16 protein-coding genes and 1 riboswitch are annotated in these 22,912 nt (G+C 42.5%); of the genes, 5 read left to right on the top strand and 11 right to left on the bottom strand.

Annotated elements, in window-relative coordinates; genetic code table 11:
- From BFP75_RS21505 to BFP75_RS12290, 4 genes are all read right to left on the bottom strand, one after another.
- Positions 1–103 (bottom strand): transposase (locus tag BFP75_RS21505; protein WP_133118654.1); only part of this gene is annotated, 103 nt, incomplete at its 3' end.
- Between the two features lie 266 nt (positions 104–369).
- Entirely contained in the window at positions 370–1,536 is a 1,167-nt protein-coding gene (locus BFP75_RS12305; RefSeq protein ID WP_099545679.1) for a trans-sulfuration enzyme family protein, read from the bottom strand.
- 352 nt (positions 1,537–1,888) lie between these two features.
- Positions 1,889–5,275, bottom strand: a complete 3,387-nt coding sequence (gene thrA / locus BFP75_RS12295) for a bifunctional aspartate kinase/homoserine dehydrogenase I (RefSeq protein WP_099545677.1) — start codon at positions 5,273–5,275, stop codon at positions 1,889–1,891.
- 54 nt (positions 5,276–5,329) lie between these two features.
- A complete protein-coding gene (locus BFP75_RS12290) occupies positions 5,330–6,616 on the bottom strand; it encodes an O-acetylhomoserine aminocarboxypropyltransferase/cysteine synthase family protein (protein ID WP_099545676.1) in 1,287 nt (428 codons plus the stop codon).
- A gap of 143 nt (positions 6,617–6,759) precedes the next feature.
- Positions 6,760–6,876, bottom strand: a riboswitch (SAM riboswitch).
- Between the two features lie 94 nt (positions 6,877–6,970).
- Between BFP75_RS12290 and BFP75_RS22635 the strand changes: the two genes are divergently transcribed.
- Positions 6,971–7,726: an endonuclease domain-containing protein gene (locus BFP75_RS22635; protein WP_317044529.1), complete on the top strand. Its 756-nt coding sequence runs from the start codon at positions 6,971–6,973 to the stop codon at positions 7,724–7,726.
- A gap of 234 nt (positions 7,727–7,960) precedes the next feature.
- Here the strand turns inward: BFP75_RS22635 and BFP75_RS12280 are convergent, their stop codons facing one another.
- Both BFP75_RS12280 and metK read right to left on the bottom strand, forming a co-directional pair.
- Positions 7,961–9,904, bottom strand: coding sequence for a CocE/NonD family hydrolase (locus BFP75_RS12280; protein WP_410504087.1), 1,944 nt, complete (start codon positions 9,902–9,904; stop codon positions 7,961–7,963).
- Between the two features lie 100 nt (positions 9,905–10,004).
- On the bottom strand, positions 10,005–11,261 hold the full coding sequence (gene metK / locus BFP75_RS12275) for a methionine adenosyltransferase (protein WP_099545675.1): 1,257 nt from the start codon (positions 11,259–11,261) through the stop codon (positions 10,005–10,007).
- A 338-nt stretch (positions 11,262–11,599) separates the two neighbouring features.
- Between metK and BFP75_RS12265 the strand changes: the two genes are divergently transcribed.
- Positions 11,600–12,214 (top strand): deoxynucleoside kinase, encoded by a 615-nt coding sequence (locus tag BFP75_RS12265; protein ID WP_099545673.1) that lies wholly within the window; start codon positions 11,600–11,602, stop codon positions 12,212–12,214.
- A 3-nt stretch (positions 12,215–12,217) separates the two neighbouring features.
- On the opposite strand, the gene BFP75_RS12260 is transcribed toward BFP75_RS12265, so the two are convergent.
- Positions 12,218–13,264, bottom strand: coding sequence for an App1 family protein (locus BFP75_RS12260; RefSeq protein WP_240531778.1), 1,047 nt, complete (start codon positions 13,262–13,264; stop codon positions 12,218–12,220).
- 140 nt (positions 13,265–13,404) lie between these two features.
- Here BFP75_RS12260 and BFP75_RS12255 point away from each other — a divergent pair, with 140 nt between their 5' ends.
- On the top strand, positions 13,405–14,106 hold the full coding sequence (locus BFP75_RS12255; protein ID WP_099545672.1) for an energy transducer TonB: 702 nt from the start codon (positions 13,405–13,407) through the stop codon (positions 14,104–14,106).
- 69 nt (positions 14,107–14,175) lie between these two features.
- On the opposite strand, the gene BFP75_RS12250 is transcribed toward BFP75_RS12255, so the two are convergent.
- The 4 genes from BFP75_RS12250 to BFP75_RS12235 all read right to left on the bottom strand — a co-directional run bounded on the left by BFP75_RS12250 (position 14,176) and on the right by BFP75_RS12235 (position 20,870).
- A complete protein-coding gene (locus tag BFP75_RS12250; RefSeq protein ID WP_099545671.1) occupies positions 14,176–16,587 on the bottom strand; it encodes a sodium-translocating pyrophosphatase in 2,412 nt (803 codons plus the stop codon).
- A gap of 104 nt (positions 16,588–16,691) precedes the next feature.
- Positions 16,692–17,219 (bottom strand): inorganic diphosphatase, encoded by a 528-nt coding sequence (locus BFP75_RS12245; RefSeq protein WP_099545670.1) that lies wholly within the window; start codon positions 17,217–17,219, stop codon positions 16,692–16,694.
- Positions 17,220–17,286: 67 nt separating this feature from the next.
- A complete protein-coding gene (locus BFP75_RS12240; protein WP_099545669.1) occupies positions 17,287–19,788 on the bottom strand; it encodes a DUF5686 family protein in 2,502 nt (833 codons plus the stop codon).
- A 104-nt stretch (positions 19,789–19,892) separates the two neighbouring features.
- Complete coding sequence (locus BFP75_RS12235; protein WP_099545668.1) at positions 19,893–20,870, bottom strand: pyruvate dehydrogenase complex E1 component subunit beta; 978 nt, start codon at positions 20,868–20,870, stop codon at positions 19,893–19,895.
- Between the two features lie 279 nt (positions 20,871–21,149).
- Between BFP75_RS12235 and BFP75_RS12230 the strand changes: the two genes are divergently transcribed.
- A complete protein-coding gene (locus BFP75_RS12230; RefSeq protein WP_099545667.1) occupies positions 21,150–21,890 on the top strand; it encodes an electron transfer flavoprotein subunit beta/FixA family protein in 741 nt (246 codons plus the stop codon).
- 37 nt (positions 21,891–21,927) lie between these two features.
- Positions 21,928–22,893 carry an electron transfer flavoprotein subunit alpha/FixB family protein gene (locus BFP75_RS12225; RefSeq protein ID WP_099545666.1) on the top strand — a complete coding sequence of 322 codons (966 nt, stop codon included), beginning with the start codon at positions 21,928–21,930 and terminating at the stop codon, positions 22,891–22,893.
- Positions 22,894–22,912 lie beyond the last annotated feature (19 nt).

Raw genomic sequence — 22,912 nt, 5'->3', positions numbered from 1 at the left:
TATCTATTCCTAATTCCCTCGAAACATCTCCAACAGATCTTCCTTGCTGATTTTCTTTTAGAGCCTTGATAATTTGACTCTCGCTAAACTTGCTGTTTTTCATCGTGACAGTTTGAATTTAAAGTTAGTAAATTCGAATTATGAACTGTCCTATTTTTAGGGAAGCCTACAGTCCAAGGAACCTTTAGCTACCCTAAATCAAGATATTTTTCGTATTGATTCTTGTAATTGCCCAAACAGTTTTTTGTCACTTCGAGTGGAATCGCATCGCGATTTTGTATCGAGAAGCAGGACACGCTTAGTTAAAATTGTTCTCGATACGATTTTCTATCGAAAATCACTCGAACTGACATACCTGAGAATTTATAACTACCCCAAAGCCTGGGAAATATCCGCAATGATATCATCAATATGCTCCAAACCTACCGAGATACGCACCATACCTTCGGTAATGCCACTAGCGGCGCGTTCCTCTACGGATAGTTTGCTATGTGTCGTTGATGCAGGATGGGTGACAATACTTCGGGAATCCCCCAAATTTGCGGAGAGGGACAACAGTTTTATGGAATCGAAGAATGTACGTCCGGCTTCCAAGCCTCCTTTTACTTCAAAAGCGACCACACAACCGCCGGCCTTCATCTGCTTTTTGGCTACTTCGTATTTTGGGTGTGATTTTAAGAAAGGATATTTTACCCAGTTTACCTTGTCATGGCCTTCCAGAAACTCTGCCACTTGCAGGGCATTGGCACAATGCCGATCCACACGGACCGCCAGAGTCTCCAAGCTCTTGCTCAGCACCCAGGCATTAAATGGGGACAAAGCAGGTCCCGTAATTCTAGAGAATCGGTATACCTTGTCCATCAATTCCCTTTTCCCCACGGTAATACCTGCCAAAACACGGCCTTGACCGTCCATCAACTTGGTACCGGAATGAATGACCAAATCCGCCCCAAATTTAATCGGCTGCTGTAAATAGGGCGATGCAAAACAGTTATCGATGACCAACAATACATTGTGTTTTTTCGCTATCTGACCCAGCGCTTCCAAATCCAACACGTCCACCCCCGGATTGGTGGGTGTTTCCGCATAAATCAACTTGGTGTTTGGTTGAATAAGATCATCAATGGAATCCAAATCATGAACATCAAAATAGCTATGGGAAATGTTCCACTTTGGAAAAAAGTTATTGAACAGGGAATGGGTAGACCCAAAAATACTTGCTGCCGATACCACATGGTCCCCGCTATCCAACAAGGCTGCCAAGGTGGAGAATACGGCCGCCATGCCTGATGCAAAGGCAAAGCCCTGCTCGGCTCCTTCCATTTGGCACACTTTTTCCACGAATTCATTGGTATTGGGGTTGGAGTATCGGGAATAAATATTCCGCTCCTTTTCCTCTGCAAATGACGCCCGCATATCCTCCGCATCTTCAAAGACAAAACTAGAAGTGAGATACAGGGGAACGGAATGTTCCAAATTTTCCGTTCGTTTTAACTGCGTTCGTATGGCGTTCGTTTCGAATTTTTTATTGCTCATTACTTGTTCGTTCTTCGTTCTTGGTAGTTGGTTATTCGCTGTTGGTTGTTGGTTATTCGTTGTTGGTTTTTAGCTTTTAGCAAAGAAAAGTCTTTTCACTTTTCACTTTTCACTTTTCACTTTCCACTTTTCACTTTTCACTTTCCACTTTTCACTTTCCACTTTTCACTTTTCACTTTCCACTTTTCACTTTCCACTTTTCACTTTCCACTTTTCACTTTCCACTTTTCACTTTTCACTTTCCACTTTCCACTTTCCACTTTCCACTTTTCACTTTCAACTTTTAACTTTTCACTTTTCACTTTCCACTTTCCACTTTCCACTTTTCACTTTCCACTTTCCACTTTAAGAATTAACTTTTCTCCGCAATCCGTAATATATCCCCAAAAACTCCACGGGCGGTAACTGCGGCCCCTGCTCCGGCACCCTGAATCACCAAGGGGTTTTCCCCATAGGATTCCGTATAGATTTCAATAATGGAATCCGACCCCTTCACCTGCCCCAAAGCACTCTCCTTGGGAACGGAAACCAGTTTCACATCCAAGATGCCTTTCTCCTTTTGTAGATCTCCATGCAAATCGCCCACATAGCGCAATACATGGTAAGGTTTTTGGTTCTTTTTTATCTCGTTAAATGTATCGTCCAACACTTCCAGATTTTCCATAAAGAAATTCACATCGCCTTTTTCCAAGGTGGAGGGAATCAGATTTTCTATATTGATATCGGAAAATTCATTGCGCAGATCCAGTTCCCTAGCCAAGATCAATAACTTTCTACCCACGTCGTTTCCAGAAAGGTCTTCCCTTGGATCAGGTTCCGTAAAACCTTTTAATTTGGCATCCTTTAGAATAGACGAAAAGGAAGTGTCCACTTCTGAAAATGTATTGAAAATATAACTCAAGGACCCTGAAAAGACCCCTTTGATGCGGGTAATATTCTCTCCGGACAGGTGCAATAACTTAATGGTATCTATCAAGGGTAACCCCGCACCCACATTGGTCTCGTACAGGTATTGCTTTTGATGTTTGTCCAGCTCCTCCCGTAGCAATTGGTAATAATCGAACCCAAGAGTATTGGCAATCTTATTGGAGGAAACGACATCGAATCCGTTTTCCACAAAATCGAAATAGTGGGCCACAAAATCCTGACTGGCCGTATTATCGATTACGATCAGATTCTCCAAATGGTTGTTCTTGGCAAAATCGATAATATCCTTTACGACGTAGGATTTTCCCTTGCTGTTGATATCGGTCTTCCACTTTCCGCTTACTCCTTTCGCATTGAGCAAGACTTTACGGGAATTGGCAATGGCAAAGACCCTTAAGTCGATACCTTTTCGGTCCTCGATATTTTTGGCCGATTTTAAAATTTGGTCGATCAAGGTACCGCCAACATTTCCATGTCCGAATACCGCCAAATTGACTTTTTTACTGACCCCGAAAATCTGGCCGTGCATTACATTGACCGCTTTGGTCAAATCCGATTTCCTTACGACCAAACTCACGTTCTTTCCCGATACCGTATTGTTGAACAACAACGGTACGATCTGGTTTTTGATTAGGGCGTTAAAGGGTTTGTGAAAGGTGCTCAAATCCTGGCCCACCACGGAAATGACCGAAACATCGGCAACGACCTTGATCATGTTGATATCCTGACTCTGGAAATCGCTCGAAAATTCGTTTTCCAAGGCGCGCTTGGCACGCTCCGCTTTGTCGCGCTTCACCACCAAACCAATACCCCGTTCGGAGGATCCTTGGGAAATAATACTTACGCTGATATTGATAGCTTCCAAGGTCTTGAAAATACGGGCATCTATCCCCACCTTCCCCAACAGTCCGCGTCCCTCCAAATTGATCAAGGCAACATCCTCAATTACCGAAATGGACCGGATACCCTCCTTACTGGACTTGGCACTGATCAGTGTACCCTCATTATCGTCGTTATAGGTGTTTAAAATCCGCAGAGGAATATTTTTCTCAATCAATGGAATAATGGTCTTGGCATGCAAAATCGTGGCTCCAAAGTTGGCCATCTCATTCGCCTCCGCATAGCTCAGGTTACTGATACGCTTGGCTTCCTTCACATAATCTGGATTGGCTGTAAAAATACCATCCACATGCGTGTAATTTTGTAACTCTTCGGCATCCAGGAAATTGGCCAAAAGTGCGGCACTATAATTACTGCCGTTCCTTCCCAAGGTAGTGGTTTCCCCCTCTTCCGTGGCCGCAATAAATCCTGTAATCACCGGTACGGCATCATGGGGCAGTTCAGAAAACTTCAACAATACCTTTTCCTTGGAAACATGCTCCATCACCTTGGCATCGCCAAAAGTGGCATCGGTGGTAATCAATTCCCGTGAATCCAAAAAACGGGCATTTACGCCTTTGCCTATCAGGAGTTTGGTCACCAATTTTGCCGAAATCAACTCGCCATGGGCCAACACCTCATCCTTGATCTTGGCGCTGTAATCTCCCAAGAGGGATACTCCCTCGAACAATTTGGCCAAGCCTTTGAATTCCTTGGATAAATTTACGTTTCCGTAGGTATGTTGCTGGTAGCTTTCCAAAGCCTCGAAGTCCTCTTTATAAGGCTTTCCTTTTGAAGCCTTTTCCAGAATACTTTCCAGTTGGTCCGTTGCTTTTTCACGTGCCGAAAGTACTACGGCAATATTTTCCCCGGACTTTACCTTGGTGGCGATTACATCCAACACACGTTCCAAACCTTCACCATTGCTCAGGGATTTTCCGCCAAATTTCAAGACTTTTACCTTGCCCGATTTACCATTCGCATTAAATATGGAATGGAGCAGTTTCTCCATTTGCTCAAACTCGATCAGGAAGGCATCATGTCCGTGAAGCGATTGAACTTCACCATAGGTCACATTGCTATTGGCCTGCGCCAATTGCTTAAAAGTATCCTTGTTTTCTTTCGCCGTAAAAAACAGGTCGGAATCCACTCCAACAATATGAATATTGGTATCGCTATTTTGTAGTTTGATGAAGTTCTCCTCCCCGTTTCGGGTAACATCAATGGTTTTCAGCAACTGGTTCATCAGCTTATAGGCCGATAATTGAAAACGCTCCTGCAACTTTTCACCATGATGCATCAACCAGCTTTCCACATTGAATACCTGAAGCGCCTCGTTGGTACTTCGTTTAAACCGTTCCTTAAAAGACTCCGGTGTGCGATAACATAACATGGCATGCATACGCGCATCGTGGACCGGTTGCTTGGAATTTACCAAGAACTGCTCTTGGATCTGGCAATTGGCGATAAGCCAGTCGGTCGATTTCCAGTCGGACGCCACAGGCACCAAATGCTCCGTTAAATTAGGGTCGATGGCCGCCATTTCCCAGGCAATTCCACCACCCAATGAACCCCCAATAATGGCAAAAAGTTTTTGGATTTTTAATTTTTCCAATCCCAGAAGGAAAATCCGGGCGATGTCTCCCGCCACAAAATCCTTATAATTTTCAATGACAAACTTATCATATCCGTTTCCGGGGATGTTAAAACAAAGGATGGTATACTTTTTTGTATCGATACATTTTCCCTCACCGATCAACGCGGACCACCAACCGTTTTCACCCGTAACGTTCGAATTGCCCGTTAGGGCGTGGTTCACCAAAATAATGGGTGCCGTATGGAGCTTGGCCCCGAAGAGTTCATAGGACAGCTCAATATCCTGGGTCACTCCAGATAGGGTCGTGTACTCCTTTATATGTAAATGATGTAGCATAGGATGCCAAAATTATTAATTATCAGTGGTTTGCCGTACAATACCGCTACTCTTTTATGCCTTGATTTGGGCCGCGGCAAAAGCGTGTTCCAAATCGGCCTTTAAATCGTTTATATCTTCCAAGCCTACGGAAAGTCGGATCAAATCCTGACCTACGCCCGCACTCAGTTGTTGTTCTTCCGTCAACTGCTGATGGGTTGTACTCGCCGGATGGATGATCAAGGATTTGGTGTCTCCAATGTTTGCCAGAAGCGAGAATATTTTGGTAGCGTCCGTCACGTTTTTGGCCGCTTCAAAACCTCCTTTGATACCGAAAGTGACCAAACCACTTTGCCCTTTGGGCAAGTATTCCTGTGCCAAATCATAATACTCGTCCCCTTTAAGACCCGGATATTTTACCCAAGCGACTTCATCCCTACTTTGTAGCCATTCTGCAAGCTCTAAGGCATTTGCGCTATGCTGTTTGATACGCACGGGTAAGGTTTCCAATCCTTGTATAATTTGAAAGGCATTGAACGGGCTTAAAGCCCCACCAAAATCCCTTAGACCTTCTAAAATCAATTTAAAGGTAAAGGCCGCGGCTCCCAAGGCTTCATGATACACCAAACCGTGGTAACCTGCCGATGGTTCGGTAAATTCCGGAAATTTCCCATTGGCCCAATCAAACGTACCGGCATCGATGATGGCACCGCCCAATGACGTTCCTTGTCCGCCGATATATTTGGTCAAGGAGTGAATTACCAAGTTGGCCCCATGCTCGATTGGATTCAATAAAGCCGGTGTAGCAACGGTATTGTCCACAATAAAAGGAACTCCCGCGGCCTTGGCCTCTTTGGATATCGCTTTTAAATCCAACACATCCAACTTTGGGTTACCCAAGGATTCCACAAAGATGGCCCGGGTATTTTCCTTTACCGCTTTTCCAAAGTTCTCTGGATTGGAGGCATCTACAAAGGTGGTGTGAATTCCTAAACGAGGTAGTGTTACATTGAGAAGGTTAAACGTACCCCCGTACAAGCTACTGGAGGCTACGATATGATCTCCTGATTTTAAAAGGGTCAAAAGTCCGGTAGAAATTGCTGCCGTACCAGATGAAAACACCACCGCACCAACACCACCTTCCACAGCGGCCAAACGGTCCTGAAGAATCTGGTTGGTAGGATTGTTCAAACGGGTGTAGATAAACCCTAATTCCGCCAAGGAAAACAAGTTCGCGGCATGCTCCGTGTTATTGAATACATAGGATGACGTCTGATAAATAGGTACGGCACGTGTTCCACCGGTTTGCGTTGTGTCGTGCCCAGCATGCAAAGCGTTTGTTGCTAATTTTTGATCACTCATGATTTTTGTTTTTTAATAGTTAAGCCCAATTCCAATATGGGACGTGAAAAATGATTAAAAAAGCCAAACCCCAACCCGCCGACATTGCGATTAGGTAAAATCAAATAAGTTATAAGAAAGTGAAATCGATGAAATTTCGATGACTGTTATCCTTCCCCTAAGGGTAGAATGTAGCACCTTCTTGATTCCGACAAATATCGGGAGAACAAGGGTTGCTAAGGCTTCAAAGGGTCCAATCCCTCCACCTTTCTTGATAACTATTCAATACGTGTTTGAACTTAGTGGATGCAAATATAAGGGGTGAATGTTTTAAAATCCTAATCAAACCATAAAAATTAACAAAACCCTAGTGAAATGATAGGTTTTAAGCAATCTCCCCGATTTGGCAAAACTAAAAAATGGCTCCTCCCTTTGGAAAAGGGAGGTGGCGCGATACGCAGTATCGGGTCGGAGGGATTGAAAAAATCATACAAAAACCCAATCTCCCTGATTCGGAACAACCGAATCACCCCTCTTTGGAAAAGAGGGGAGCTTGTTATTATTACTGTAGGCAAAAAAAAAGCTTATTTATCCCAGTTCCAGAAAAAAGCTCCTCCCTTTGGAAAAGGGAGGTGGCGCGATACGCAGTATCAGGTCGTAGGGATAGAAAATTTAGAACCAAAAAGTCAATCTCCCCGATTCAGCCAAGCTGAATCACCCCTCTTTAAAGAAGAGGGGTGCTTTTTTGTATTTTTAACTATGGCGAATAAACACCATAACCGCAAGGAATTTTTAGACAGAAGAAAAGAGCTTAGAAAAAATCTGACTCCTGCCGAAGCTTTTCTTTGGAAACATCTCAAGGCAAAACAATTGGAAAGCAGAAAATTCCATAAACAACATAGCATCGATTGGTATATTGTCGATTTTTATTGCCCTTCCGAAAAGTTGATCATTGAATTGGATGGCCAAGTTCACATGAATCCCACTGCACAAGAATATGACGAAAAACGCACCGAACACATTGAGAATCTTGGTTTGAAGGTAATCCGATTTGAAAACAAAATGGTGTTTGAAAATTTACCATCCATACTAGAAGAAATTAAAAAAAACTTTACAAGCTCCTCCCTTTAGAAAAGGGAGGTGGCACGATACAGAGTATCGGGTCGAAGGGATTGAAAAAATCAAACTCAAAACCAATCTCCCCGATTCCGCAAAGCCGAATCACCCCTCTTTTAAAAAGAGGGGAGCTTGTTATTATTACTGTAGGCAATAAAAAAAGCATATTTAACCCAGTTCCAGAAAAAAGCTTCTCCCTTTGGAAAAGGGAGGTGGCGCGATACGCAGTATCGGGTCGGAGGGATTGAATTACTTCAACACCGTAAACTCGATTTTAGAATCCGTAAAGACCGTATGCGTCTGGGTTTTAAAATCGGCTTCGTCCGCCTCAAAGATGTTATCAACATAGGTCTGAGGGTTTAAATCTATGAGGGGAAACCAGGTACTCTGCACTTGGACCTGCAACTTGTGCCCTTTTTTTATAGTGTGAAAAACATCCTGTAGCTTAATGTTGACTGCTGTTTTTTGATTTGGCACAAAAGGTTCCGGGTTGGAGAAGCTATTCCTGAACCTTCCCCGTAGTACCTCGCTACGCACCATCAAATGGTAGTTGCTCATCTTTAAATGGTCCTGCATATCCTCGTGATTTTCCGCATCGGCTGGGTGCACATCTATTACTTTTACGATCCAATCGGCAGCCGTTCCCGTGGTGGCAACATTCAAATTCGCCATAATGTCGCCTGCCAATGTCAAATCCTCTTCCATCACATCGGTTTCGAACACCAATACATCAGATCTTCTGGAGGCAAAGCGCTGGTCGTCCGTCATATATTTTCTTGGGGTAAAAACGGATTTGATATCCTCGGAATAGGGAACCGGTTTTTTGATATCGCTAACAAATTGAATCCCTGTTTCGCCTTTCTTCTCAGTGGTCAATTCCTGATTATCGGACAGGTACATATCCTGTTTTACCACCCCTTCAGGGGGCCAGGTATCATATTGTTTCCACTCCTTTCTCCCCGAGTCGAACACATAGGCTTCGGGCAATCCACTGTTCATATCCCCATCGCCCTTTAAAAAATGATGAAAGAATTTGGTCTCTAAATTTTCTTGGAAAAATTCAGAGATACCATCGCCAAAATAATAATTACCAACTAGGTTCTTACCCCTACTTCGTGCCCATCCGCCATGGTCCCAAGGTCCAAAGACCAAAGTGTTGTAGTTGTCCTTGTTATATTTTTCAATAGTCTTATAAGTTTCCAAGGGGCCGTATAGATCCTCAGCATCAAATTCCCCGGCAACTACCATTGTGGCCACGTGGCTCTTAACATCCTTTAAGTGCTGAATTAACCCTCTACTTTGCCATAATTCATCATAATTGGGATGCTCCTTTAGTTCGTTCCAAAAAAAGTCGTCCGTTTTACCGTCAACCGACATCCGTGGCGTATCCCCGGTTTCATATTCAAAAAACCTATCGAGATTTTTTAACGGTCCGGCATCCAAGAAAAATTGATATTGATCTTCAGTTCCTAAATCCGGCAAGGTGTACCACGCCGTGTCAATAGGCCGGTCCCGGTTGGGCCTGGGCGTACCGAACAAACTGGTTGCCCTAAAATAGCTTAGCAGATATGCTCCATTATGATGAAAATCGTCAAAAAAGAAATCCCCTATACTCGCTTGTGGGGAAGCCGCCTTTAATGCCGGATGCGCATCCACTGTGGCGTAGGTGGAGTAAAATCCGGGATAGGAAATACCCCAGATACCTACCCTTCCATTGTTATTTTCAACATTATTGACCAACCATTCTATAGTATCATACGTATCCGAACTTTCATCCACATCCTGATCTGAAGTTTTATTGGGAATATAGGCCCTCATGTTTTCATAATGCCCTTCGCTCAACCATCTTCCTCGGACATCCTGATATACCACAATGTACCCATCCTTCATCATATGCTTATTTGGCGCAATGGCTTCCTTAAACTGGTCCTCTCCATAGGGCATTGAGCTGTATGGAGTACGTTGCATGATAATAGGATATTTTTTTGAGGTATCCTTGGGGGAATAAATGGTGGTGTGCAACTTTATGCCATCACGCATTTCAATATCCACCTCTTTTTTGGTATAGTTATCGGCAACATAGGTGCTACCCACCTCTGCAGTTTCCGTAGTTTGAACTTCCTTTTTGCAAGATTGTACAAGGGAAGTAATAATGAACAGCGTCAATAGATACTTTAAGGTAGATTTCATCATAATTGAATTAATTGTCTTTAAAGCTAGGAAAGAATGGTTACTCCTGAAAATAAAAAGGAGCCATATATGGCTCCTTTTCGTAAATAGTATTGAAAATTTGTTATAGCCCGAATGCAACTTTTACATCATCAACCATATCTAATTTCTCCCAGGTAAACAACTCCACCTCCATTTCAACCCGACCATTATAAGGGGATTCGAAAACTTTTACCACTTTTTTGGATTCCTTGCCCATGTGACCGTAAGCAGCGGTTTCTAAATAAATCGGGTTTCTAAGCTTTAGGCGTTCCTCGACCGCAAAAGGTCTTAAATCGAACAATTGCCTTACTTTTTTTGCAATTTCGCCGTCGCTCAAATTGACATTGGACGTTCCATACGTTTCAACAAAAATGGACGTTGGCTCTACCACACCAATGGCATAACTTACCTGGACCAAAATTTCATCGGCCACTCCGGCAGCGACCAAATTTTTTGCAATATGTCTTGCTGCGTAAGCAGCACTACGGTCTACCTTACTAGGATCTTTACCACTGAACGCTCCACCGCCATGGGCTCCCTTACCTCCATAGGTATCCACGATAATCTTTCTACCGGTAAGCCCCGTATCCCCATGAGGGCCACCGATAACAAATTTTCCGGTAGGGTTGATGTGATAGGTAATCTGATCATTGAACAATTTCTGGATATCCTCAGGCAATTGCGATTTTACCTTGGGGATAAGAATGGAGATAATATCGGATTTTATTTTCTTCAACATCGCCTCATCATTGCTATCAAAGGCATCGTGTTGGGTGGAGACTACAATGGTATCGATACGTTGCGGCACATTCTCATCAGAATACTCAATGGTAACCTGGGCCTTGGCATCTGGCCGTAAATAGTTGATTTCCTTACCATCCCTGCGCAGTTCCGCCAAGGTGTACAAGATTTTATGGGATATGTCCAAGGCCAAGGGCATGTAGTTATCCGTTTCATTGGTCGCATAGCCAAACATCATACCTTGATCACCGGCACCCTGTTCCTCTTTGGAGCCTCTGTCCACACCTTGATTAATGTCTTGGGATTGTTCGTGAATAAGGGAGATGACTCCGCAAGAATCACCACTAAATTGGTATTCCCCTTTTGTATATCCTATTTTATTGATGACCTCCCGGGCAATGTTCTGCACGTCCAAATACGTGTGACTCTTTACCTCTCCGGCCAACACTACTTGCCCAGTGGTTACCAAAGTTTCACAAGCTACTTTACTTTCTGGGTCGAACGCCAAAAAATGATCTAACAGGGCATCGCTTATTTGGTCCGCTACTTTGTCCGGATGTCCTTCACTTACGGATTCTGATGTAAATAAATACGCCATTTCTTCTTTTATTTAAAAACAAGGATTTGAAAGTTGTGTGTACTAAAGGAGGTATTGCTTTCTCTTGAAGAGTTGTCAAACACTGTTGACACAAAACTGCTTTAGCATTTTTAACGAGGTTGCAATCAGTCAAATCCTTCCTCTTTGTTTTGGGCAAAAGTATAAAAATAGTTTCTTTTTGAAGTCTTTTACTTTCTTTTTGTGTATCCGATTCTAGGCCAATGAATCTATTGAAATATTGCTGGTATTTCAACTACTATTTTTTCTAAAAGTTAATATACTTCGTATATTGTACGCTACAACTTTTTCATAACAACTAACCGCTAAATACAACCAAAATGCACATTGCCGTAGCAGGAAACATTGGAGCAGGTAAAACCACATTGACAAGATTATTGGCCAAACATTACAAGTGGGAAGCGCATTTTGAAGACGTTGTGGACAACCCGTACCTGGATGATTTTTACACCCAGATGGAACGCTGGAGCTTTAACCTACAAATCTATTTTCTAAACAGTAGGTATAGACAGATCGTGCAAATAAGGGAAACAGGTAAGGATGTTATACAAGATCGTACCATTTACGAGGACGCCCATATTTTTGCCCCAAACCTTCATGCCATGGGCCTAATGACCAATAGGGACTTTAAAAATTATTCCAGTCTCTTTGAATTGATGGAATCCTTGGTTGAGCCTCCAGAACTCCTTATTTATCTAAGAAGTTCCATTCCAAATCTGGTCAAACAAATCCATAAAAGAGGCAGGGACTACGAAAACAGTATTTCCATTGATTACTTAAGCCGATTAAATGAACGCTATGAAGCGTGGGTTCACGGATACGATAAGGGTAAGTTGCTTGTCATTGATGTAGACGAAATTGACTTTGTAGACAAGCCCGAAGATTTGGGGAGGGTCATCAATAAAATTGATGCCGAAATCAACGGCCTATTTTAATACTTATAGAAAACCATGTTTTTTGGCATGGTCAATGGCCTCCTCTGTTTTGTTTACCATTAAAAAGGGAATGTTTTTATAGGCGGCGAACAAATTGGATACCCTGGCCATCCTACGGCCATCCGAGACACTTCTTAAATAAATCGCCTTAACCCGGTTCGGGAACATTTTTGAGATTTCAATATAAATATCTGCGTCCTTCTCGCCGCTATCACCGATCAGTATAAATGAAAGTTCAGGATACGTAGTAAAGATTCCTATAATTTCCCTTTGTTTCTGTGGCTTCTCATCCCTTTTTCTTCGGGTAAAGCTGGACATAGTTCGTAGCAAAATCGGCCCTTTGGGAAAATTGTTGGTTTTAAGGAAGAGCTCCAAATATCTATACAGGTTCCATGGGCTATGGCTAACATAGAAAATAGGGTTCGCTTCCTCCCCTGTTCTGCCGCAATGCAGCTGATGATAAAAGTTGGCCGCCCCTTCCAAAGGTTTTCTACTGGTAGCCCTTTTAAAAATGGTATTGATGATTACCTTCCATTTGAGGGAAGAGACCACTCCCGTATGCAGGATGGTATCATCAATATCGCTGATTACTCCAAAACTGGCCGTATTACTTGGAATCAGCATCTCCCCGGGAAATCGATTTTGGTTCAAAATTTCCCTTTTTAGTTTCGTATCCAAAAAAGAAATCTCAAATTTCACCCATCCCTCCCCATTCTTATATTGGGACAGACTATCCACCTTCTCGTTCACCAAATAATATCCTTCATGGTCCGTCTTACCTTGAAGCGTTATTTGGCCACCAATGGTTATTTTGATTGGCGTATTTTTAATCTCATCGGTCTCGAAACGTTTCCAGGTATTTATCAAAAGTTTGAAGGCCCCCTTGTGTCCAAGGTCGACATTCTCATCTTCCAAGGCCCTACCACGGACGTAAAATCTATCCGAAGTTCCATACCCATTAAAAGCTATGATCTGTAACTTATCTTTTTTAAAAAGTCCCATACAATCAAAAATACGATCATTTTCAGTTTGATTTACAGAAAGCAACATAAAAATGGAGCGTTAGCTCAGCCAAAGGTCACGATTACTCAATGCCCATTTTGGGTCCGAATTAAATGGTATAGTTTTAAATCAAAGTAAAATTTAAGTGTAAACAGGCTTGCACCACGAAAGCCACAAATTTTAAAAAAATGAAACCAAAAAAGAACCCAGAAAAGGACCTCAACAAAAAAAGTAGCTTATTCTTTGTATTTGGACTTTTACTCGTTTTAGGACTTGCGCTAATTGCCCTAGAGTGGAAAAGCTATGAACCTAAATCTATTTATGATGTTAGCATGAATTCCTCTCCAAATGAAATAGAGGAAGAACCGGTAGAGATTTTCAAGGTTGAACAGCCCAAAATCAAACAAGTGCTTCCTCCGGAAATAAAGATTGAGGAAGATGATGTGGAAATTATTGAAACCGAAATATTATCCACCGAAGTAGATACGGATACTGAAATTCTTGAAGTAGACGACATTATCATAGATGACATAGATGAACCTGTAGAAGTCAACTGGATTACCATTGAGGAAGTTCCCATTTTCCCGGGATGTGAAAATGCCAAGGATAAAAGAGCGTGCTTTAATGAAATGATGCAAAAGCACATCCAAAAAAACTTCAGATATCCCGAACTCGCCCAAGAAATGGGAATTCAAGGTAAGGTAAATACCATGTTTGAAATAAAGGTTGATGGCTCCATTGGTACCATCCAAAAAAGAGGGCCCCATAAAATTTTGGAGGAGGAAGCTACCCGTATCCTAAATAAATTACCCATGATGACTCCGGGACAACAACGCGGAACACCTGTTAAGGTCTCTTTTAGTATTCCCATTAATTTTGTACTTCATTAGGAAATAAAAAAGGGCTTACCGTTTCCGGTAAGCCCTTTTTTAAATATGATTATTGTTCAAGAAGAATTTTTATTGGATTTTCTCCTCAACTTTCTCAATCTGAACTTTAACACCTTCATTAGCAATATTAAAAGCCTCGATTTTAGCTTTTACTTCTTCTTCAGTTCCTTCAAAAACTTGCTCGGAAATAGATTCCTCGCCATTGTTGGAAATAGTAGTTATTACAGTTGCCTTAAAGATCCCCGCATCACTTTTCTCCATATTCACCTCAACCTTTTTTTCAATTTGTTTTGAAACAACCTCAGTGGCGACCTTTGTTTCGTTATATGCTGTCATACTATCGCCGCTCATAGCAATACTAGGTGCGATTACCAAAGCAACAACAGACATTAACTTTAAAAGGATATTCAAAGAAGGACCGGAGGTATCCTTGAACGGATCACCAACCGTATCACCAACTACGGCAGCTTTATGGGCATCCGTACCTTTACGGCCATCACTCTCTATAGTCTTTTTGGCATTATCCCAAGCTCCACCTGCGTTCGATTGGAATATAGCCATTAAAACACCGCACGTAGTGACACCTGCCAAAAGACCTCCCAACATTTCCGCTCCGCCAATAAAACCAACGGCAACGGGAACGGCAATCGCCAATAAACCTGGCAAAACCATTTCCTTAATGGAAGCTTGTGTTGAGATAGCAACACACTTATCGTATTCTGCAACTCCATCGGCAGCATCAAAAATTGCACGTTGTTCCGGTGTAGCTTTGCTCATATCAGAATCTACAGACCTCATTACTTCCAATGCAGCCTTCAATTGGGGAATATCCCTAAATTGGCGACGTACTTCTTCTATCATGGCCATAGCGGCACGACCTACTGCATTCATTGACAATGCCGAAAATACAAAGGGCAACATACCCCCAACCAATAGACCGGCCATAACCGTTGGCTTGGAAACATCGATAGCCGTTACATTCGCAGTTTGCATGAAGGCGGCAAAAAGGGCCAAAGCCGTTAATGCGGCAGAAGCAATGGCAAATCCTTTACCAATAGCAGCGGTTGTATTTCCTACGGCATCCAATTTATCCGTACGTTCCCTTACTTCGCTTGGAAGCTCGGCCATTTCGGCAATTCCTCCCGCGTTATCAGAAATGGGCCCATAAGCGTCCACGGCCAACTGTATCCCAGTATTTGCCAACATACCTACCGCAGCAATCGCAATACCATAAAGTCCGGCAAAATGATGTGAAATCAAGATGGCGGCAGCAATCAAAAGAATAGGAAACATGGTTGACATCATACCAACGCCTAGTCCGGCGATAATATTAGTTGCTGCACCTGTTTCGGATTGACGAACAATGGCATTTACAGGTTTTGTTCCTGTTCCAGTATAATACTCCGTAACCTTCCCAACTGCTAGACCCGCAACAAGACCTGCCAATACGGCTATAAAAACTCCTAAGGAACCGTACTCTACACCACCAAACGTCCAGCTTTCAGGTAGCATATTGGTTATAATGAAATAACAAGCGACCAACATCAAACCTGCAGATCCAAATTCTCCAATATTTAAAGCGGTTTGTGGGTTTCCACCATCCTTTACCCTTACGAAGAATGTTCCTATAATGGACATAATAATTCCAACGGCGGCCAATACCAATGGAAGATAAACCGCACCCAAACCATCAAAAGTACTTTCAAAGGCAGGAATTTGCACAAATGCGGCACCCAATACCATGGTTCCTATAATAGAACCTACATAGGATTCGAACAAATCTGCTCCCATACCGGCAACATCACCAACGTTATCACCAACGTTATCCGCAATAGTAGCGGGGTTTAAGGGGTGATCCTCAGGAATACCGGCTTCTACTTTACCAACCAAATCGGCACCAACATCCGCGGCTTTCGTATAGATTCCACCTCCTACACGAGCAAACAAGGCAATGGAAGAAGCACCCAAGGAAAAACCCGACAATACGTTAAGCACTTCACCTAAGGACCAACCTTGCCCACTATAAATCATAAAAAGACCACTTAGACCAAGTACTCCCAATCCTACAACACCAAGTCCCATAACGGCGCCACCGGCAAAAGCTACTTCAAGGGCTTTTCCTAGCGAAGTCCTAGCGGCCTGAGTAGTTCTAACGTTTGCTTTGGTTGCCACCTTCATTCCAATGAAACCGGCCAAAGCGGAACATATTGCACCTACGATGAAGGAAACAGCTACCATTCCATTTGATCCTACCTCATTACTGCCCTTAAAAAACAATAGAACTGCCACAGCAGCCACAAAAACGGCCAATATTTTGTATTCGGCCTTTAAAAAGGACATTGCCCCATCAGCAATGTTTTTGGCTATTCTCGCCATTTTTTCATTACCCACTTCTTGTTTGGATACCCAAGCACTTTTAATGAATACGTACAGAAGGGCCAAGCCACCAAAAGCAGGTAAAAATTTTACGATTAATTCCATTTGATTAGTTATTTTTTTGTGGCTGCTAAAGTAGTAAAATAGAATATAATAAAAAAAGCCCCCTTAATTATATTAAAAGGGGGCTTTGACTTCCTAAAAAATAGCTAAATCATAAAGGTGCGCTTATCCTTGTGCTCGCTTTCCTGATACCGTTTTACACACTCCTGATAAATTTTTATGGCTTCTTCATGATTGCCCCAGCCGCCGGTATCGACCTTCTTTTTTTCCAAGTCTTTATATACTTGAAAGAAATGTTCTATTTCCTTAAGCCTATGCGGATTTAAATCGCTGATATCGTCCCTCTTGCTCCAAATAGGATCGGATACAGGAACACAGATAATTTTTTCATCGGGTCCTTTTTCATCGGTCATATGAAAAACACCAATAGGCTTAACTTCCATGACCACCATGGGAAAGGTAGGTTCCGTTCCAAGAACCAATACGTCCAAGGGATCTTTATCCAAGGCCAAGGTCTCCGGAACGAATCCATAATCGCCTGGGTACATCATTGATGAAAAAAGCGTTCTATCGAACCTGATCTTATGCAGGGTAAAATCATATTCATATTTATTCCTACTCCCTTTGGGAATTTCGATCAGTACATCAAATGTTACGTCTTTTTTTTTGGCCATGTCTGTGTTTATAGTAATTACTTTTATTTATGAAACGAAACCTATTTCCGATAATTGCCTTGGCAAATCAAAAACTAAAACCAAAAGATCCGGTTATACCAAAGGGCCTGGCATTGGGATTGTCCAAGTAGTTGCCCCTAAAGTTAAAGTCGATTCTAAAAATCCTAAATATATTCCCTACTCCAATGGAGTATTCATAATATATTTTTTCCGAGGGCGCCCTTAAGGGCGTATTTAAAGATGCAGGGGCACTTAGGGCTATATTCCCTTCCGATAGACTTCCCCATACACCTCTTAACCCCAGAATTTCCCTCAGGTTCAATTTACGTAAAAAAGGTATCCTGGAAAAGAGCCGTCCATTAAAATTATGCTCCAAATGTACCGATGCATAGGTATCGGTCACAAATTCGTAGAAGTCCAAATTGGGAAACGTACCATAATTGGTGAAAAAGGTCTGGTTGCCAGGAACCACGCTCAAGAGTCCCAAAGGAACCTCACCAAAGGTCTTGCCCAATTCCACAGTGCTCATCAATCTACCAAAACCGCCCAATTGCCAGGGTTGACTGTAGGAAAACTGTAACTTCTGATAGTTAAAATCACTGTCTAGTACACCATCCGTACCCTTTGTATAATTGAGCAATAGGGTGCTGTAGGTATCGTTGACATCCCGCCTTTCCACACCATAGCCTATCGTTTTTTTACCGGGCGTGTATATTAAGAGGGTATTAAAATCAAACTGTCTTATTTCGGAGGAAACGCCGGTAGTGGATTCTGGGTCTATAAAGTCCAAACTAAAATCATTGGGGAGCGCGGAACTAAGCGTCCTAAAGGTCCCGCCCAAGGAAATCCTAAAATTTGTAACGGGTTCTATCTCAAAATTTAACGCACTCAGGTTTATGTTGGTCAACCTATTGTTGGCTCCTACGGTCAATAGCGAGGAGGAGGCTATACTACGACCCAAAACGTCACGGGTGGCCGTAAGGCTAACTCCCAATTGTTCAATATCCCGACGGTTCCCACCCGAAATTATCAAGCGGGTCTTAGGTTCAACAAGAAACTTGCCGCTGAATCCGTGTTTCACTTTTTGATCGGTAAAACCGTACGCCATGTACCCCTCTAATCGCCACATATCGTTTTGGCCTCTATAGGTCCTTGCTCCCAACCTAAGCCGTGGACCTTCGGCGGGATTGAACCCAAATACATCATACACATTGCCAATATCCAAATCCCACTTGTCAATTTCAACATATCCAGACCCTAAAATACTGACCAAATTATAATAGGATTTAAACTTTGGGACCGTCTTCAAGGTATCCAACAAGGTATAAATTCCGGCCTCATCTTTATTTAGGGATTCCAGCCGGTTCTTTTCCCAAAAGGCATCGTCCTGCACTATTAAATTAATATCCAATGGGTTTAAGTCCTTTCGGTAAAATTCTTTGGGTCTTTTGTTATCAAATTCATAGTTGTCATAAACGGTTGTCCGTTTACCATAAACGCCTCTGGAAGTTTCCTTTTTTTGGAAACTGAAATCGCTCAACATATAGTCGCGCTTTAAAAGAAAAAGGGAATCATTGACCACTTCAAAATCCTGCTCGATATAAATCTCCTTCACCCAGTTGATATTGGCACTTTTGGTGACTTCCAGGTTAATGTTCTTTATGGCCCACGTGGAATCGTTTACCCAAAAATCTCCCTTAAAGGTCAGTTCATTCTTTCTCCTGGGATAATACACAATATTATAGCACCATTTGTTATCTATGTAGGCACTATCACGAAGGGCATAATTATAGGTATCGATTCCTGTTCTGGACAGGGGGCTTGTAAAGCTTTTATCAAAAAACTTTAGGTAATTATCGTATATATCATAACTCTGGTAGAGATCTTTTACAAAGGCTATAATAGCCTGATTGTTCTCAAAACCAGAATTTTTGTTGCCCAATATGTCTTCCTTCTCCTCATTTAGGACATTATCGCCATATACTTTGGAAAAAGTTTCGTTCAAAAAGATGGGAAGATAGGTTTTACCGGTAATCCTTGATGTATCCAAATCCTGGAAAACAAACTCCAGCCCTTTAAAAATCTTACGTTTCATCAAGGCACTGTCTATGGTGTTCAAATCGAATTCCACCTTCTCATATTTATCAAAGGCGTATTGGTTAAATTTTCGGATGCCATTTTCCCGTTTCTTGGCCCATATTTTTCGTAGGATATCCACGGCAGGATTGTTCTTTTTGGATTGCTTGCCTGATATTAGCACCACCTCGTTCAATTGTTCCGCGGCTTCGGCAAGGGTAATTTCCATATCATAGTTCACTCTGGAGGCAAGTGTAATTTCCCTGTTCTCATATCCTATAAATGATATGACCAGGACATTATGGATATTGTCCGACTCCATATAAAACCTGCCGTTGTCATTTGTAATGGTGCCTTCCGTGGAACCTTTAAAAAGAACGTTGGCAAAGGCAACGGGTTCTCCGTTTTCATCCGTTACAAGACCCCCTACCTTGGTTTGGCCCAGAACACCTACGGTAAATAGCAGAAAAAAATGGAAAAAGAATTTATTCATGTACAAGATCTTCCCTTAAGCCTCTCAGCAAATAACGTACCAATAAAAAAGCTTCTTCAACACATTGGTCGAAGAAGCTAAGGTACCTTTACATTATGTCTTAATTACTTATATAACACTTTTTTAACGGCCTTGATCACATCTTCGTGATTGGGCAGCCATTCCTCCAACAATACAGGGGAATACGGTGCTGGAGTATCTGCCGTATTGATTTTTATGATGGGAGCATCCAAATAATCAAAGGCATTGGCCTGAATATGATAGGTAATCTCCGTGGCCACGTTCCCAAAAGGCCAGGCCTCTTCCAACACGACCAATCTATTTGTTTTCTTAACGGACTTGACCACGGCTTCATAATCCAACGGTTTTACGGTCCTTAGATCTATGATCTCGCAACTGATGCCCTCTTTCTCCAGTTCATCCGCTGCTTTATAGGCCTCCTTGATTATTTTTCCAAAAGAGACTATGGTTACGTCCTTGCCTTCCCTTTTGATATCGGCAACGCCTATTGGAATGGTATATTCCCCTTCTGGAACCTCTCCTTTATCCCCGTACATTTGTTCGGATTCCATAAAAATAATGGGGTCGTCATCCCTGATGGCCGATTTTAGCAATCCTTTGGCGTCTGCAGGATTGGAAGGAACGATCACCTTCAATCCCGGACAATTTGCGTACCAACTTTCAAAAGCCTGTGAGTGTGTGGCCGCCAACTGGCCCGCGGATGCCGTAGGACCCCTGAACACGATGGGACATGGAAACTGCCCCCCGGACATTTGTCTGATTTTTGCCGCATTATTGATAATTTGATCGATACCGACCAAAGCAAAGTTAAAGGTCATGAACTCCACAATGGGCCTGTTACCGGTCATGGTAGAACCTACAGCCACTCCGGCAAAACCAAGTTCGGAAATGGGTGTATCGATAACCCTTTTGGGACCGAACTCATCCAACATACCCTTAGAAGCTTTGTAAGCACCATTGTATTCCGCTACTTCCTCGCCCATTAGATAAATGGATTCGTCCCTGCGCATCTCCTCGGACATCGCCTCCGCAATCGCTTCTCTAAACTGTAATGTTTTCATCTTAATAAGAAATATTAGTCTTTAACCTTTCAATAGAAAGCAAGCAAAAATAGGAAATTATATATCAATTAAACGGATGCCCGTTTTAAAAAAAGTGATAAAATTTACTATGCATGCATAGTAAATTTGGAAATTATTGGTTATCTTCGTTTCCAACACAAATAAAAGATTTTATTCAATGAAACCAACATTATTAAAATAATCAATGAACTCGCGTAGAGATGATAGTTTTAATAATAATAGGTTACATGTGACTAACAAAAAAAATAAAATAAGCACATGAAAATACTAGTTTGTATAAGCAATGTACCGGATACTACTTCCAAGATAAATTTTACGGACGGCGATACCAAATTCGATACTACCGGCGTACAATTCGTTATCAATCCAAACGATGAGTTTGGACTTACGAGAGCCATGTGGTTTAAGGAAAAACAAGGTGCCACTGTTCACGTGGCGACTGTTGGGGACGCGAGTGTGGAGCCAACCATGAGAAAGGCATTGGCCATTGGTGCCGATGAAGCCATACGGGTCAACGCAGTACCTACCGACGGATTTTTTGTGGCACAACAGTTGGCCGAAGTCGTAAAGAACGGTGGCTATGACTTAGTCATTGGTGGAAGGGAATCCATCGATTACAACGGCGGAATGGTCCCTGGCATACTTGCTTCCTTACTGGACATGAATTTCGTTAATACCTGTATAAAATTGGAGATAGAGGGGGATAATGTGACCGCGGTGAGGGAGATTGATGGAGGAAAGGAAACCTTAAGCACCTCCTTGCCCTTGGTCGTAGGGGGACAAAAAGGCCTCGTGGAGGAAAGTGACCTTAAAATTCCCAACATGCGCGGCATTATGATGGCAAGGCAAAAAAAATTGAACGTTGTAGAACCTGTAGAAGGTGTTAAAGCCACAGAAGACGTAAAATTCGACAAACCAGCTCCCAAAGGCGAAATAAAACTCGTAGAAACGGTAGATGAGTTAGTCTCTTTACTGCATAATGAAGCCAAGGTAATTTAATAGCTTTTTGAAGCTGTAAACACAAAAAATAGAAGAAATGTCAGTTATAGTATATACAGAATCCGAAAACGGAAAATTTAAGAAGAACGCATTTGAAGTCGCTTCCTATGCTTCGGAAGTGGCCAGGCAGATGGGCACCACGGCAACGGCCGTTTCCATTAATTGTATGGAAAATGCCCTTTTGGGAACCTATGGTATTTCAAAAGTGTTGAACGTCCAGAATGAAAAATTGAAGCCTTTCAATGCCAAGGCCGCGGCAGAAATCGTATCCAAAGCCTTAGAAGCTGAAGGGGCAAGTGTGGTGGTTATCAGTTCAAGTTCCGATGCAAAATATATGGCTCCCCTTTTATCGGCACGATTGAAGGCCGGTTATGTTCCAAATATTGTGGCGGCCCCTGAAAGTACCGCACCTTTCAAGATAAAAAGAACAGCCTTTAGCAACAAAGGTTTTGCACATACCGAAATTAAAACCGATATAAAAATCCTCGGGGTATCCAATAATGCCTTTGGAACGGTTGAAACACCTACCGATGCATCCGTAGAAGATTTTAGCATATCCCTTGACGCGGAATTTAAAACGAAGTCAACGGATATAGACAAGGTCGTTGGTAAAGCGACCATTGCCGATGCGGATATAGTCGTTTCCGCTGGAAGGGGCCTCAAGGGACCCGAAAATTGGGGAATGATAGAGGACTTGGCCGATGTGCTGGGCGCAGCCACCGCATGTTCCAAACCTGTATCCGACCTAGGTTGGCGACCCCATGGAGAACATGTTGGACAAACAGGCAAGCCCGTTGCAAGCAACCTGTATATTGCCATAGGGATTTCAGGTGCCATTCAACATTTGGCCGGTGTTAGCTCCTCAAAAACAAAAGTAGTCATCAACAACGATCCGGAAGCTCCATTTTTCAAGGCGGCCGATTATGGAATCGTGGGCGATGCTTTTGAAGTCGTGCCGGAGTTAATCGAAAAATTAAAGGAATTTAAAGCTCAAAACAGCTAATTTTTGTTAATTTGCCCCA

Origin of the sequence: Maribacter sp. 4G9 (genome assembly GCF_002742265.1) — a bacterium.
In the GTDB taxonomy this organism is placed as follows: domain Bacteria; phylum Bacteroidota; class Bacteroidia; order Flavobacteriales; family Flavobacteriaceae; genus Maribacter.
Note: the sequence above shows the minus strand (reverse complement) of the source record. Positions and strands in the feature narration are given on the sequence as shown.